The sequence below is a fragment of the Faecalicatena contorta genome, from assembly GCF_021531995.1.
Classification (GTDB): domain Bacteria; phylum Bacillota; class Clostridia; order Lachnospirales; family Lachnospiraceae; genus Dorea_A; species Dorea_A contorta_A.
In genome coordinates, this window is sequence record NZ_JAFBIZ010000081.1 from 1 (window position 1) to 14,490 (window position 14,490).

Consider the following 14,490-nt stretch of genomic DNA (forward strand, 5'->3'; position numbering starts at 1 on the left):
TTAATGGGCAGGGGTTTTATACGGATTTTATGGATTATATATCTGTTCAGCCAATGCCAATTATATATATCCTTACGATTATAATAATTTGTGTGGGGATTTTCCTTGTTTTTTGGGGGAGTAGAAGAAAAAGGAAAAGTCATAATGGCGAAGGTGATTGATATGTCGAAGTGTTATATAGAAGCTCTCATGTTTTTCCCAAAAGAGCAGATCTACGAAGCAGTCTGGAAAGCGGACCCGGAGCAATGCGGGGCGGCGGTGGCGAATGTGGTGTATTCCCTTAGACGGAAGATCGGAGATGGGTACATAGAAACGGTGGTTGGGAGCGGGTATAGGTTTGTGAGGGAACCAGAATTATAGAAATAAGTAGTAATGAAATCATAAAATAGCAGGGTGAGGAAACTTCTGAAAAAGAAGTCCTCACCTTTTTGTATAACTAAGAGGATATCAGAATTTTAATACAAACCTTTCATTGACTGTAAGTGTTTTATAGATTCGCCTTGTGGTATGATATGGACAGAACCAAAGGAGGTAATGAAATGAAACCTATTCTTGAGATTGAATCTTTGAAAAAATATTATGGCAAAGCAAAAAGCCAGACAAAGGCATTAGACGGCATTACATTTCAGGTGATGCCGGGAGAGTTTTTGGGTATTATGGGAAGTAGCGGATCGGGCAAATCCACTTTACTGAATTGTATTGCCACTGTAATCCAGCCCAGCAGTGGCAGTATTATAATGAACGGTAGACAGATACAAACGCTCAAAGGGGCGGTTCTGGCTGACTATCGAGGAAAAGAGATTGGCTATCTGTTCCAGAACTTTGAGCTGCTTGATAATCTGACTGGGCGTGAAAACATTCTGCTTCCGCTATCTCTCCACGGTGTATCGGAAAAAGAAAGCAATAAGCGTTTGGAAAGGTTGGCTTCCTATTTGGAGGTAAAAGATGTCCTGAATAAATTCCCATCTCAGATGTCCGGTGGACAAAAACAGAGAATTGCCGCGGCCAGGGCATTGATTCTCAATCCAGGAATTATTCTCGCTGATGAGCCTACTGGTGCCTTGGATTCCAAAAATGCAAAGGCGCTGATGGAGAAACTTTCCGGACTAAATCAGGATGCAAATACTACGATTCTGATGGTAACGCATGACTCCAATGCAGCCAGTTACTGCAAGCGGATTCTGTTTATTCAGGATGGCATTATCTTCCATGAGCTTCGCCGGGATATCCCGAATGAATCCCAGCAGGAATTTTATTCCCGCATTTTGAAGGTAATGGCGCAGTTAGGAGGTGGCAGCGCAAATGTTCTTTAAGTTGATTTCCCGCAATAGCAAAAGAAACCGAAAGGAAAACGGTTTGTTCTTTAGCTCGCTGCTGGTTTCTATCATTGCTTTTTACATTATTCTGTCGTTGCCGAATCAGGATGTGATGATTTTTCTGGCTCAGATGGAAAGTGATGCAGTAGATAGATTGATGGCGATGATTCCTGTGTTTTTTGGAATGACCTTGTTTATTCTGTTTTTCCTCATTTACTACGCCAGTAAGTTTCAGTTAGAACGGCGCAGGCATGAACTTGGTGTATATTTGATGATGGGAATGCGCCGTATTAAACTGTTTGTAATGCTACTGGCAGAAGATTTACGGAACAGTGTTGTTTCTCTACTCATCGGATTACCTGTTGCGGTTTTGCTGTCAGAACTGATTAGCCTGATTACTGCCCGACTGGTGGGCCTTGGAATTGTCGGTCATCAAATATCCTTCTCCCTGAAAGCTGTACTATGGACAGCAGCAGGATTTCTCATGATTAAATTTGCAGCATTTTTAATTCTCAGCATCAGAATCAGTAGGCAGGAAATAGGCTCGTTGCTTGTTGATACACCGGATGGGGCTAAAAAACGATTACCTGCATTTTTCTATGCACTTTCGCTTTTGGGTGGTATTCTTTGCTTGATTGTAGCCTACACAATGGCTATTCATGGGGAAACATGGTCCGGGTTTGCAATGATGGGATTGACGGTTTTTCTTGGTATTTTAGGTACAATCGCTTTCTTTTGGGGCTTCCGGTCGGTGATTAGTGTTATTGTGAAATCTGGTAGAAAGGATCGTCAGCTTCATGTGTTTAATTTTCGTCAGATACAAGAAACTGTTGTCTACCGTTCCGGCACACTTGCGATCTGTTCTCTGCTTATTTTGACTGCTCTCTGCTGCTTCGGGGCTGGTGTAGGGATTTCCCGTTTCTACGGAGAGGCCGAGCAGCATGTTCTGGACTATACTTTTGAAGGTAATGAGGACAGTGCTGATACAGCAGCAATTCGGCAGACATTGTCTGAGTACCAATTAGACACTCAATTTTCTGATTTATTTGAGATGAAGGTAGGGCATATCAGCACAACTGATGACACGGACAATGCTTTCCAGATGGAAGCGGTCATGTCTGCTCTGCGTGAAATGCAGCCTTCTGAAGACAGAGATGTTCTTCTTAACAATCTTGGCTATGCCACTTATCCGTATCTGATTTCTGCGAGCAGCTATAATCATCTCCTTTCTGCTGCCGGCCTACCAGAATTGGAATTGGACTCGGATGAAGCTGCTGTCTATATAGATAGCGAGTTTACCACTGATGAGCGGATAGCAATTTTACGCAGCATTCTTGAAAACAGGCCGAAAGCTTTTCTGGATGGAAAAACGATTTATCTCACGGGAACCGTGCAGACGACCAATTTGGTTACAGATCGTTCCATCACATTATCTTTTGCATTGATCCTACCGGATGAAGTGTTTGAATATTATACACAGGATGATTATAATATTTATCTCAATGGCGTTTTGGGAAAGAGCGCAGAAGAAAATACAAGCCTCATGTCCGCTATATCGGATATGAATAAAAAACTGGATGAAGTAGGCTTGCATTATGAAAGTTATCTGCAAAACATGGGAAGGCAGCTGTTTTATATGGTAGCAGCCAGTTACATTACCATTTACCTGGCGATTATCTTTCTGATTATTGCAAATACCATTATTGGTGTACAATTTCTCATCAGTCAACAGAAATCAAGCCGCCGTTACCGGACACTGATTCATTTAGGCGCTGCGTACCCTATTCTGTGCAAGTCTGCCAGAAAACAGATTAACTGGTACTTTGGTATTCCTGTTATTATGGCCGCTTTTAGCAGCCTGTTTGGAGTTCGTGCATTGCTTACCGGGATTTTGTCCTCTCGGGCAAAATCCAACTTGTCCGAAATGATGATTATTTCTGCCGCTATGATTTTGGTGCTTTGTGTGATAGAATATATTTATATTGCTGTTGTGAAACGAACAAGTGACCATTACCTTCTGACCCTGATGGTTCCAGAGCGCGAAGAATAGTATTGCAGATTATAAAGAAGAAAGGGGGAAAGTCCTATGAAACATATTGCAGTTGTAGAAGATGAATTTCTCATGCGGGAAGAATTATCGGATATTCTGCGTAAGGCAGAATATCAAGTCGATGAAATCTGCGTATTTGAAGATGTGGCGGAACAGCTTTTGGAGCTTTCCCCTGATCTGATTCTTTTGGATTTGAATTTGCCGGGGACCAGTGGATTCCAGATTTGCCGGGAAGTGAAACAGAAAAGTTCCATTCCTGTTCTTGTGCTTACTTCTCGTGACCAACTCCGTGATGAATTACATGCACTGGATTTGGGAGCTGACGAATATCTGACCAAGCCATGTAGAAAAGAGCGGCTTTTGGCTCGTGTGTCTAACGTAATGAAGCGATACGAAGGCCGATCAAATTTGTTGGAAGGGGCCGGTTTTCTTTTAGATAGGCAAACATACACGCTATATATTCACAATAATTCTGTCATTCTCCCAAAGAATCAGGGAAAAATCCTTGAAGTGTTTTTAACACATGGCGATGAAATCGTTTCAAAGGAAGAATTGTGTCTGGCAATCTGGGGGACCACAGAATTTATTGATGAAAATGCGCTTCAGGTTAATTTGACACGGCTGAAAAAGACTATGGCAAATCTTATGATGTGTCAGCAGATTGTTCCTGTCCGTGGAATTGGCTATCGGCTCGTAGCGGAAGGTGCGCCATTATGAAGCGTGTCATTAAGTCACTCTTACAATATATCCCGTGGCTTCTGCTTTTGCTGGGGATCGATCTGTTTGCTGCATTACTCCTATGGCTCGCTGATGTGCAGGCGTTTTATGCCCTAATGATTGTGATTGTACTTGTTACGGTTCTTTTATTCACTTTGGTGTGCGGTGTACTTATCCATTTGGAACGAAAGAAGGAACAAGCATTTTTAACTTTCCTCCATAATCCAGATGAATACCATGAGGAATTACTGTTGGAAACCGTCAGCGTAGCACAAAGAGAATATATTCGTCAGCTTGGAAAAACTCTACGCGACAAACAACTTGCCTATACTGAGCTTCAAACACAATTAAGCGATTATGAAGAATATGTCGAGTCATGGGCGCATGAAACGAAAACGCCGCTTTCCTTATTGACATTGCTTCTTGACAACCGCAGAGATGAATTATCTCCTATTGTGAGTTTTAAGCTGGATTATATCCGAAACCGTATACAGGAATCGGTTGACCAGATGCTATTTTACGCGCGGGTAAAGAGTACGAGAAAAGATTACCTGTTCGAGCATATCTGTATACGAATGTGCATCGAAGATGTGCTGGATGATTACAGACCATTGCTGGATGAAAAACAGTTTCAGATTCAGTTCCGTTTGTCTGACGATACAGTTTATACTGACCGGAGAGGACTTTACTTTCTCCTCGGACAGATTATCGGCAATTCCATAAAATATTGTGGTGAGGGGCCGGAATTATGCTTTTCGTCTTTTCAAAGGGATGGCTGTTATGTGTTAAGTATCAAGGATAACGGAGTTGGCGTCCGAAGCTGCGACCTGCCTTATGTATTTGAAAAAGGTTTTACGGGTGATTCTGGCGAGGGCAGGAAGAAAGCTACAGGTATGGGATTGTATCTTGCAAAGGAAATTGCAGAGGGGTTAAATATAATCTTGAGCGCAAATTCTGAATGGGGCAATGGATTTGAGATGCAGGTTGCGTTCCCTGTAGTTGATGAGAATCCGTATTAACCAACAGACTATTTACCGCAATAATCATCCACCCCTCTGGGTTCTTTCACATTCCATGATTTACGAAGCGGTCTGGAAAGCGGACCCGGAGCAATGCGGGGCGGCGGTGGCGAATGTGGTGTATTCCCTTAGACGGAAGATCGGAGACGGGTATATAGAAACGGTGGTTGGGAGTGAGTATAGGTTTGTGGGGTAAATAAAGGCAGGAGCAGTTGAAAGATGAACTGCCATTACTCTTTATAAAGTAACGACTCATACTCATGGAAGAATTGTAGGAATGGATAAAACTGGTGATTAGTTTAACGCTCTTTGGTAAAACTAAGATACTGGCTGGACTTTATGATAAAACAGGATTATGTCTTTTTACAAAGAAGCAATCTGGACCGATAGCGGACATCTGGAAACGCTGGATGTGGCTATCGGTTTTCTTTATAATTGGGAGGATAGAGTTGAGATATTATGGATTTAGAGCTAGTATAGATTCAAGAAAATATTTCCCTTGTGAGGTTTTTGTGACATTTGGATGATACTCTGAAAAGGAAAGGATGTGATACAATGCGGATTTTGGTAGTTGAAGATGACCGCCTTTTGAATAACACGCTATGTTATAACCTGAACACGATGGGATATACCGTGGATGCCACTTTGTCAAAACAGGAGGCAACAAGTTTTATTGAGAAGCAGGACTATGAACTGATTGTATTGGATGTAAATCTACCAGACGGAAATGGTTTTGACTTTTGTCGGGAGGCCAAAGAACGACATCCTGATACCGCAATAATCTTCCTGACTGCAAACGATATGGAAAGCGATATGCTCAAAGGCTATGAGCTGGGAGCAGACGATTATGTAACAAAACCATTTCATATGAGTGTTTTTCAAAAAAAGCTGGCGGTGTTGCTGGGCCGCATAGCAAAGCAATCAGGTGGGGACTGTTATGATGATGGTATCTTGTCCATAGATTTTTCGGAAATGACTGCGGCAATTTCCGGGAAGGCGATCATCTTTACTCCGCTGGAATACCGGCTGTTAAAGGTGCTGACGAAAAATCCAAAGGTTGTTCTGACAAGGCAGGTACTTCTCGAAAAGCTGTGGGATATTGATGGAAACTTTGTGGATGAACACGCCCTGACAGCTGCAGTCAGCCGGGTGCGAAATAAAATCGAGGCAAGCGGACAGCAGTATATCAAAACTGTTTACGGCATGGGGTATATGTGGATAGGAGGGCTTCAAAAATGAATGCAAAGAAGCTGTCTATCAATAAAGCCTGTGTGTTCTTAGGTCTGTTACTTTTACTTGCTGTTTCAGCAACTACCATCATTCTATATGACTTGACGAACAGTATATCAGCAGTATTATGTTGCCTGTTTTTCTGCTTATTTGTTTTGTCCTGTGTGATTTGTTTTGTGGTATTGATTCGGCGTAAGTTGACTTTGTTTTCTGATCTCTTTTGCCAGACACTTGACGATATGCTGTCTGGGAATATAGAGCCTCTGCAAATGGCTGAAGAAGAAAACTTGTTCTATAAAATCAATTATCGGCTGGGGCGGCTCTATGAAGTAATGAATGAGAATAGCCGCAATGTTGCCAAGGAACGGGCCGACCTGCAAGAGCTGATTTCAGATATTTCCCATCAGGTGAAAACGCCGATTGCGAATCTAAAAATGATAAATAGCACACTCATGGAGCAGGAAGTTCCGCTACACAAACAGAAAGAATTTTTATCAGCTTCCGCCAGTCAGCTTGATAAGCTGGATTTTCTCATGCAGGCTATGATTAAGACTTCCCGGTTGGAAACCGGCGTCATTTCTCTGGATAAGAAAAAGCAGACAGTCTATGATACCCTCGCATCAGCATTGGGTGGCATTTTGTTGAACGCAGAAAAGAAGCAAATTGATGTTTCGGTAAACTGCCCGGAGCATCTGGCAGTTCCTCATGATAGAAAATGGACGAGCGAAGCATTGTTTAATATTTTGGATAATGCGGTAAAATACACGCCGGAGAATGGAAAAATTACTGTGACGGTGGAGTGCTGGGAGTTGTATCTGAAAATCAGCATTGCCGACACTGGAAAGGGTATCCCGGAAAAACATCAAGGTGCGATCTTCAAGCGGTTTTATCGGGAGGACGATATTCACGATATAGAAGGAATCGGCATTGGGCTGTATCTGGCCCGTGAAATCATTACCATGCAGGGTGGATATATCAAGCTGACTTCCAGCCCGGACATCGGTTCCTGCTTTATGGTATTCTTACCCCGTGATTGATGAAACTGTGAAATGTCACAGGATTGTGAGATTTTAATGGGTAAAAAACCTCTTGCGGTGACATTTCTGTGAGGATTGGTCTTTAAGATAGAGCCATCACAAAGAAAGGATGGTGTTCTATATGAGCATATTACAAACAACCGATTTGAAAAAATATTATGGCACAGAGCCGAACATCACAAAAGCGTTGGATGGCGTGACCCTCTCGATTGAGGATGGAGAATTTGTTGCCATTGTTGGTACTTCCGGCAGCGGTAAGTCCACACTACTGAATATGATGGGTGGTTTGGACACGCCGACTTCCGGCAGTATCAAGGTAAAAGGAAAAGAATTATCCAAATTCAAAGACGAACAGCTTACGATCTTCCGCAGGCGCAACATTGGTTTTATCTTCCAGAACTATAATCTTGTCCCCGTCCTGAATGTCTACGAAAATATTGTCCTGCCGGTAGAACTGGATGGCGACACAGTGGACAAACGATTTATGAAAGAAGTTGTAAAACTGCTGGCTCTTGATGAAAAGCTCAACAGTATGCCCAACAACCTTTCCGGCGGCCAGCAGCAACGTGTTGCGATTGCCCGCGCTCTTGTTTCCAAACCTGCCATTGTTCTTGCTGATGAACCTACCGGCAATCTCGATAGCAGAACAAGCAGTGATGTGTTAGGTCTTTTGAAAGTTACCAGCCAAAGTTTCCATCAGACCATTGTAATGATAACTCATAACAATGAGATTGCCCAGCTTGCCGACCGTATTATCCGCATTGAGGACGGCAGAATTTCCGAGTAAAGGGGGCGAAAATATGACTGATATTTTATTTGGGAACAACAACAGACCTGTCCTGAAACTTCTGGCAAAGCGTTCACTGAAAGCGCAGAAAAATACGATTGCTGTCTTAGCAATCATGCTTGCCACGCTTTTGTTTACCAGTCTGTCCACGATTGCGATTAGTTTGCAGACTGCCATGCAGGAAAGCAACATGAGGACGATTGGCACTTCTGCTCATGTGGGTATCAAGCGTGTGTCATGGGACGAATATGAACGACTGGCAGGCGACACAGATGTGAAAGATATTGGCTATTCTGTCATCATCGGCAACGCTGTGGGAGATAGCTTTAATAAAACTCCTACGGAGCTGCGCTATGCTGATGCCGCTTATGCAGAAATGACATTTAACGTCCCTGATACCGGGCGATTGCCAGAGCAGAAAAACGAGATTGCTACAAGCCGTATTGTTTTAGCGGCAATGGGGCTGCCAGACGAAATCGGAACACAAATGGAACTTGCCTTTGTGACCGATACAGACACCTTTACCGATACCTTTACCTTGTGCGGTATTTGGGATGGTGACGCAGTGGCCTACCGCCAGACAATGTTGCTGTCCAAAGAATACACGGAGCAGGTAGCTCCTGTTATCCGAGGGGAAACAGACGGAGCCACGCCCCCAGTGGGAACAGGCTATATTGATACTGTTATGATGATGCCTACGGAATGGGATATTGAGAAACAGGCATTGGAAGTGACTTCACAATATGGTCTGGATGAACGGGTGAGTATCAATGACGCCTATGGGACAGCGACGGTCAGCCCATCTACTATACTGCCCCTTGTGGCCGGGATCTTGGTTATTTTTATTGCAGGCTATCTCCTGATTTACAATGTATTTTACATCTCAATCGCACAGGACATTCGGTTTTATGGGATGCTGAAAACACTGGGAACAACCGCAAGACAGATCAGGAAAATCGTTTATAAAAAAGCAATTAAGCTGTCCCTCGTTGGGATTCCTTTGGGCTTGCTGTTGGGATGGCCCATCGGTCGTTTGCTACTTCCCTTTATCGTGAATATGCTGACGGACGATATGCGGGTAGTTACTACTGTAAACCCGATCATCTTTTTGATTGCAATCATCTTTTCACTGATTACTGTTTTCATTAGCTGCAAAAAGCCGGCGGCGCTGGCGGCCAAAGTTTCCCCAATGGAGGCACTTCACTATGTAGAGCAGGCTCCGGCGAAAAAGAAACAGCGGCGTAGCAGACATATCAGCACGACCATGATGGCAAAAAACAATCTTGGTCGAAATAAGAAAAAGGTAATCATCGTCACTCTGTCATTTGCGTTGAGTATCGTTCTTTTGAACAGCGTTTACACTTATGTGACCTCGTTTGACTTTGACAAATTTGTTGCCGATTTCAGTTTGACAGATTTTACTGTCGCTGATACTACGGTTATCAACAGTTATGCCCCGTTTAAGACAGCGAATGTAAATCGGGATTTCATCAGTCAGGCGGAAAGTCTGAATGGCCTTGAAGATATAGGAAGTGTCTACCTGTGGACTTCCAAACAGTCCCTCTCCGAAAGTGACCTTGCCCGTTTACAGGAACTTGCAGTTTCTTCTGATGCCGTTGCAAAAGAACTAGGCAATTATATGGTACGGCAGGAACACGGTGTTAATGTGTACGGTCTGGACGATTTTCCAGCAGGATATATACAGGTTTTGGACGGTGAACTGAACACGGAAAAATGGAAATCAGGAGCAGGGGTATATGTTACACCTATGCAGATGATGGGTGACGGTTCCCTTTATCTATACCAGCCGGGAGATCAGATCAGTGTTCCACAAATTGACGGAACAAGCAAGACTTATGAAGTGCTTGCAGTGGTGAATATTCCAAAGGCACTGGAAACTCCTTTGAAAGTGGATATGGGGTTGGATTACATTTTCCCAACAAGTGAACTGCTGGGAAATATGGTAGCTGCCGATCAACCGGCCATGAAAACGATATTCAATGTGGATGATAAAAACCTGCTTGCCGCTGAAAACTGGCTGAAAAACTATACCGCAAACACCGACACTGCACTGGACTATCTTTCTAAAGTTGTTCTGCGGCAGTCTTTTGACGGCATGATAAATATGTACCGTCTTGTGGGCGGTGTGCTTTGTGCAATACTGGCGCTTATCGGCATCCTGAACTTCATTAACTCCATGACGACTTCCATCCTGTCCCGGCATAAAGAAATTGCCATGCTGCAATCAGTAGGCATGACAGGCCAGCAGGTCAAACAAATGTTGATTTATGAGGGAATCGGCTATTCTGCTTTGGGGCTTTTTTGTTCGCTGATTCTCTCCATTGTTGGGAGCTTGACTGTGGTTCGGATGATGGGGGCAGAATTAAGCTATTTTACATGGCATTTTACTCTGCTCCCCGTTATCCTCTGCATTATCCCGCTGATTCTCATTACGGCTTTTGTGCCGATTGTTTGCTACAACAAAATGGCGCAGAAAACGGTGGTGGAACGGTTACGCATCGCTGAATAAGATATACAGACACAAACGGCCATCCGATAGGGTGGTCGTTTTCAAATGTCACAGAATTGTGAGGTTTCAGCCAGTAAAAAGTGTCCTGTGGTGACATTTCTGTGAGGTTTCTTCTTTATGATGATTTTGTTAGAAAAAGTACCCCGTAAACGGCGGGTGCTATAAAAAGGAGGTAATCTTTTGGACTATGTTCTCAAAGCAGAGGCTTTGACAAAGATTTATGGCCACTATAAGGCATTAGACAATTTTTCCATACACATCCCCAAAGGTGCGATCTATGGACTGGTAGGAAAAAACGGTGCTGGCAAAACGACCTTGCTTCGGCTAATCTGCGGCCTGCAAGAAGCCACTTCCGGGGAATACACTTTATACGGTGTCAGTAGCCGGAAACATGAAATCCTCAATGCAAGAAAAGAAATGGGCGCGGTCATTGAAACACCAGCGATCTATCTTGATATGTCGGCAACCGGCAACCTAAAGGAGCAGTACCGCATTTTGGGAATACGCTCTTTTGACACCATCCCGGAGCTTTTGAAGATGGTCGGATTGGAAAATACCGGCAGGAAAAAAGCAAGGAATTTTAGCCTTGGAATGAGGCAGCGGTTGGGAATTGCGATTGCACTTGTTGGTAATCCCCGGTTTTTGGTGCTGGATGAACCGATCAACGGACTTGACCCGCAGGGCATTATTGAAATGCGGCAGCTTCTTCTGAACCTTAATCAGCAATATGGTATGACAATTTTGGTGTCCAGCCATATCCTTGATGAATTATCCCGGCTTGCTACCCACTACGGTTTCATCGACAACGGGAAAATGATAAAGGAAATCAGTGCAAGTGATTTGGAAAGTTCGTTCCGCAAATTTGTCCGCATTGAAGTGACAGACGGAAAAGCTCTGGCTACCGTCCTGGAACAGGCAGGTCAGCCCTACAAAATTCTTGCTCCCAATGTGATAGAGGTCTATAACAGAGTGAATATCTCTCGTCTGACTGCTGATCTTGAAAAGTACCAATGCGATGTACTTTCCATACAGGAGCGGGAAGAAAACTTGGAAAACTACTATGTTAATTTAATCGGAGGTATTAGCCATGAATAGACTGTTTGCATCGACATTCTTTCGTATGCTGAAAAAAATCGTGTTTTGGATTCTGTTGATCTGTATGTTTGCCTACGGTGTATATAGCGCATCAAATGTCGCTTCGGAAGCCAGCGCGGGCTTTGCGATTGATGGCTGCGTGTTTGAGTTTGCTCCGTTCATGGGCCTTGTAGCAGCAGTTTTTACAAGCCTGTTTGTCGGTTCTGAATACAGCGACGGAACGATTCGGAATAAGTTGGTGGTCGGACATTCCCGGATGCGGATTTACTTGGCAAACCTTATTGTGTGTTCGATAGCCTGTGTATTGATTTCCCTGGCCTATGTTGCCGGTATTATCATTGTGGGCAGCTTCAAAGGCGGTGAACTGCAGACAGAAACGAGTATAGTTTCCATGTGCCTGATATGCAGTGTTTTGGTTTCCATAGCCTTTGCAAGCATTATGACAATGTTGGCTATACTGAACACCAACAAGGCGGGAAATGTGGTTGTGAGCATGATACTGGCCTTGGTATTACTTGTGTCCAGCTCTTATATCTATCAAAGACTTGGTGAGCCGGAAATGTACGACAACTATGTGAGTGTCAATGAGGTAGGTATTCCCACACAAGTTGAACAAAGTCCGAACCCCCTGTATATTGACGGAACACCGAGGGCTGTTCTTGAAATTGTCAATGATCTGTTGCCCTCTGGACAGGCCCTGCAGCTTGCGGATGCTTTTGATTCAGAGGGAATAGCCAACAAAGACATCAAAAATGCCCCTTATCGGTGGCAGGGTTATTCGCTGCTGGTAATCATCTTAACGTCTGGAATGGGGATTACCCTGTTTCGGAGAAAGGAAATTCGCTGATAAATATACTAAATTTAAGGGGGATGAAATAGCAGTAATGTTCAAGGAATACTGCCGTACTGCCATTATCATAATGACTGTGAATTAATCTTGAAGTGATTATTGAATAATTGTCACATTCTGTCGAACGATTTTCAAAATATTAGACCGTTCAGAACTCATCCAGAACTTATTCGGAAGTCGGTGGTTTATAATGGCAGAAAACGAGAGAAACCAGCAGAAACAAGGAACTCTTGTCCTGCTGGCTTAACCAAGAGTCTTTTGTCACAGACTCACTTTATTGGGAGAAAAACCGTTCGGTTATACAGACCACGGTATTCTATCTGGATAGGTCCATTACAGAAATCAGGGAATTGGAAGCATATCAGATTTATGTATTAGTAAAAAAAGAAAGTATTCCCTAAAGTAAACAACTTAAGGAGAAGTACCCCTTGTAAGGAGATGATAGTAAAATGAAGATTCTGATGATTGAAGCGGAAGACACAATTTTACAGGATGTGGTTACGTTCCTGAGCGAGAAAACGAGTTGTCATGTCAGAAACTTATCTCTAACTACAGATTCTTTAAACGTACTTACCTTTTCCGGTTTGGAGATCCACCTGCAGGAGCAGATGGTTATTCATAATGGTGACCATATTCCCCTTTCACATTATGAGTTTCAGACACTTGCTTATCTGGCACAACATCCGGGATGGGTATTCTCCAAAGAACAAATTTACGAAGCAGTTTGGAAGGAGAATCCAAAGCACTGTGGCAGTGCAGTAGTAAATGTGATCAGCCAGCTTAGACGTAAGATTGGAGAGGGCTATATAGAAACTGTAATAAATAGTGGGTATAAGTTCGTAGGATAAAATTAAAATGCCAATCCCAGAGGACAATCTTCTGGGATATTTCTTTTCCAGCAAGTTGCGTTTTGCTTATCTTCTGCATACAGAGTAAGTAGAGCATATTTCAAAAAGTGTACAATTTGGAATATGGAAAAAGAGACGTGAATTATGTACCGAAATGTATGGATAAATCCATTTGGAATATTCCAGAAGAAATGCCTACATTTTGGAACATTCGCAGAAGGGAGAGCGCAAAATGGCGATATATGGTTATCACAGGACCAGCACCAGGGAGCAGCATCTTGACAGGGGAATTCAGGAGATACGGCAATACTGCAAGGAACACGAAATGGAGTTGAAAAATATCTTTACGGATCAGCAGACAGGGAAGAATTTCAACAGACCAAGATACACTGTTCTGGTAGAAGATGTACTGCGTTCAGGAGATATTTTGATTATTACGGAATTGGATCGATTGGGCAGGAATAAGAAAGATACCATGGAGCAGATCCGACGACTGCAGGGAATGGGCGTGCGGCTGATGGTTCTGGAGCTGCCGACTACATTGATGGACATGTCAAAAATGGATAACACCATGGCTTGTCTTATGATGGAAACCATCAATAATATGATGCTGGAACTTTATGCTTCTATGGCACAGGCAGAAATTGAGAAAAAAGAAAAGCGCCAGAGAGAAGGCATAGAAATGAAGAAGCTCCGTGGGGAATGGGATGATTATGGAAGACCTGCAGCAATCGGGGAAGATGCATTTGATGCAGCATTTTCAAAAGTAATTGCCGGAGAGATTACACCGACAGAGCTTCGGAAAGAATTGGGATTATCCCACACGACGTTTTATCGCTATCGAAAAAAATATTTAGAAAAACATCCTGAGATTTTGCAATCACCAGATTAACGTCACTATTACTAAGTATAAAAGATAATTTTTCAGGAGGAATAATAGAATGAGCGAGAAACGAGAAGGTAATCTTTTTTATGACAAGGAAAGTGGACGTTATGATATCCGATTTGGAA

Annotated in this window: 14 protein-coding genes; all 14 read left to right on the forward strand. The window is 43.1% G+C overall.

The features are described 5' to 3' along the window. The first annotated feature begins 144 nt into the window (after nucleotides 1–144). The 14 genes from JQM82_RS10910 to JQM82_RS10975 all read left to right on the forward strand — a co-directional run bounded on the left by JQM82_RS10910 (nucleotide 145) and on the right by JQM82_RS10975 (nucleotide 14,371). The gene (locus JQM82_RS10910; protein WP_328284214.1) at nucleotides 145–360 is read left to right on the forward strand and encodes a helix-turn-helix domain-containing protein; all 216 of its coding nucleotides are present in this window, start codon (nucleotides 145–147) and stop codon (nucleotides 358–360) included. A gap of 179 nt (nucleotides 361–539) precedes the next feature. After that, entirely contained in the window at nucleotides 540–1,313 is a 774-nt protein-coding gene (locus JQM82_RS10915) for an ABC transporter ATP-binding protein (protein WP_235250354.1), read from the forward strand. Next, nucleotides 1,303–3,366 (forward strand): FtsX-like permease family protein, encoded by a 2,064-nt coding sequence (locus JQM82_RS10920; protein ID WP_235250355.1) that lies wholly within the window; start codon nucleotides 1,303–1,305, stop codon nucleotides 3,364–3,366. Before JQM82_RS10915 ends, JQM82_RS10920 begins: the two co-directional genes overlap by 11 nt. Nucleotides 3,367–3,402: 36 nt before the next feature. Beyond that, nucleotides 3,403–4,083, forward strand: coding sequence for a response regulator transcription factor (locus JQM82_RS10925; RefSeq protein WP_235250356.1), 681 nt, complete (start codon nucleotides 3,403–3,405; stop codon nucleotides 4,081–4,083). Then, the gene (locus JQM82_RS10930) at nucleotides 4,080–5,102 is read left to right on the forward strand and encodes a sensor histidine kinase (RefSeq protein WP_235250358.1); all 1,023 of its coding nucleotides are present in this window, start codon (nucleotides 4,080–4,082) and stop codon (nucleotides 5,100–5,102) included. Before JQM82_RS10925 ends, JQM82_RS10930 begins: the two co-directional genes overlap by 4 nt. Beyond that, entirely contained in the window at nucleotides 5,086–5,298 is a 213-nt protein-coding gene (locus tag JQM82_RS16535) for a helix-turn-helix domain-containing protein (protein WP_268827721.1), read from the forward strand. Before JQM82_RS10930 ends, JQM82_RS16535 begins: the two co-directional genes overlap by 17 nt. 359 nt (nucleotides 5,299–5,657) lie before the next feature. Further along, on the forward strand, nucleotides 5,658–6,341 hold the full coding sequence (locus JQM82_RS10940; protein ID WP_235250360.1) for a response regulator transcription factor: 684 nt from the start codon (nucleotides 5,658–5,660) through the stop codon (nucleotides 6,339–6,341). Further along, nucleotides 6,338–7,369, forward strand: a complete 1,032-nt coding sequence (locus tag JQM82_RS10945) for a sensor histidine kinase (RefSeq protein WP_235250361.1) — start codon at nucleotides 6,338–6,340, stop codon at nucleotides 7,367–7,369. The genes JQM82_RS10940 and JQM82_RS10945 overlap by 4 nt, the downstream gene beginning before the upstream one ends. A 121-nt stretch (nucleotides 7,370–7,490) precedes the next feature. After that, nucleotides 7,491–8,156 carry an ABC transporter ATP-binding protein gene (locus JQM82_RS10950; RefSeq protein WP_235250362.1) on the forward strand — a complete coding sequence of 222 codons (666 nt, stop codon included), beginning with the start codon at nucleotides 7,491–7,493 and terminating at the stop codon, nucleotides 8,154–8,156. A gap of 13 nt (nucleotides 8,157–8,169) precedes the next feature. Then, nucleotides 8,170–10,686: an ABC transporter permease gene (locus JQM82_RS10955; RefSeq protein ID WP_235250363.1), complete on the forward strand. Its 2,517-nt coding sequence runs from the start codon at nucleotides 8,170–8,172 to the stop codon at nucleotides 10,684–10,686. Nucleotides 10,687–10,866: 180 nt separating this feature from the next. Further along, a complete protein-coding gene (locus JQM82_RS10960) occupies nucleotides 10,867–11,781 on the forward strand; it encodes an ATP-binding cassette domain-containing protein (protein WP_235250364.1) in 915 nt (304 codons plus the stop codon). Beyond that, nucleotides 11,774–12,628 carry an ABC transporter permease subunit gene (locus tag JQM82_RS10965; protein ID WP_235250366.1) on the forward strand — a complete coding sequence of 285 codons (855 nt, stop codon included), beginning with the start codon at nucleotides 11,774–11,776 and terminating at the stop codon, nucleotides 12,626–12,628. Before JQM82_RS10960 ends, JQM82_RS10965 begins: the two co-directional genes overlap by 8 nt. Before the next feature lie 452 nt (nucleotides 12,629–13,080). After that, nucleotides 13,081–13,479: a winged helix-turn-helix domain-containing protein gene (locus tag JQM82_RS10970; protein ID WP_235250367.1), complete on the forward strand. Its 399-nt coding sequence runs from the start codon at nucleotides 13,081–13,083 to the stop codon at nucleotides 13,477–13,479. Between the two features lie 232 nt (nucleotides 13,480–13,711). Further along, the gene (locus JQM82_RS10975) at nucleotides 13,712–14,371 is read left to right on the forward strand and encodes a recombinase family protein (protein WP_235250368.1); all 660 of its coding nucleotides are present in this window, start codon (nucleotides 13,712–13,714) and stop codon (nucleotides 14,369–14,371) included. Nucleotides 14,372–14,490: the final 119 nt, after the last annotated feature.

Coding starts and splice junctions, on each gene's coding strand:
- JQM82_RS10915 (WP_235250354.1), top strand. CDS start 540: ATGAAACCTATTCTTGAGATTGAATCTTTGAAAAAATATTATGGCAAA.
- JQM82_RS10950 (WP_235250362.1), top strand. CDS start 7,491: ATGAGCATATTACAAACAACCGATTTGAAAAAATATTATGGCACAGAG.
- JQM82_RS10920 (WP_235250355.1), top strand. CDS start 1,303: ATGTTCTTTAAGTTGATTTCCCGCAATAGCAAAAGAAACCGAAAGGAA.
- JQM82_RS10910 (WP_328284214.1), top strand. CDS start 145: ATGGCGAAGGTGATTGATATGTCGAAGTGTTATATAGAAGCTCTCATG.
- JQM82_RS10970 (WP_235250367.1), top strand. CDS start 13,081: ATGAAGATTCTGATGATTGAAGCGGAAGACACAATTTTACAGGATGTG.
- JQM82_RS10955 (WP_235250363.1), top strand. CDS start 8,170: ATGACTGATATTTTATTTGGGAACAACAACAGACCTGTCCTGAAACTT.
- JQM82_RS10925 (WP_235250356.1), top strand. CDS start 3,403: ATGAAACATATTGCAGTTGTAGAAGATGAATTTCTCATGCGGGAAGAA.
- JQM82_RS10940 (WP_235250360.1), top strand. CDS start 5,658: ATGCGGATTTTGGTAGTTGAAGATGACCGCCTTTTGAATAACACGCTA.
- JQM82_RS10945 (WP_235250361.1), top strand. CDS start 6,338: ATGAATGCAAAGAAGCTGTCTATCAATAAAGCCTGTGTGTTCTTAGGT.
- JQM82_RS16535 (WP_268827721.1), top strand. CDS start 5,086: ATGAGAATCCGTATTAACCAACAGACTATTTACCGCAATAATCATCCA.
- JQM82_RS10965 (WP_235250366.1), top strand. CDS start 11,774: ATGAATAGACTGTTTGCATCGACATTCTTTCGTATGCTGAAAAAAATC.
- JQM82_RS10930 (WP_235250358.1), top strand. CDS start 4,080: ATGAAGCGTGTCATTAAGTCACTCTTACAATATATCCCGTGGCTTCTG.
- JQM82_RS10975 (WP_235250368.1), top strand. CDS start 13,712: ATGGCGATATATGGTTATCACAGGACCAGCACCAGGGAGCAGCATCTT.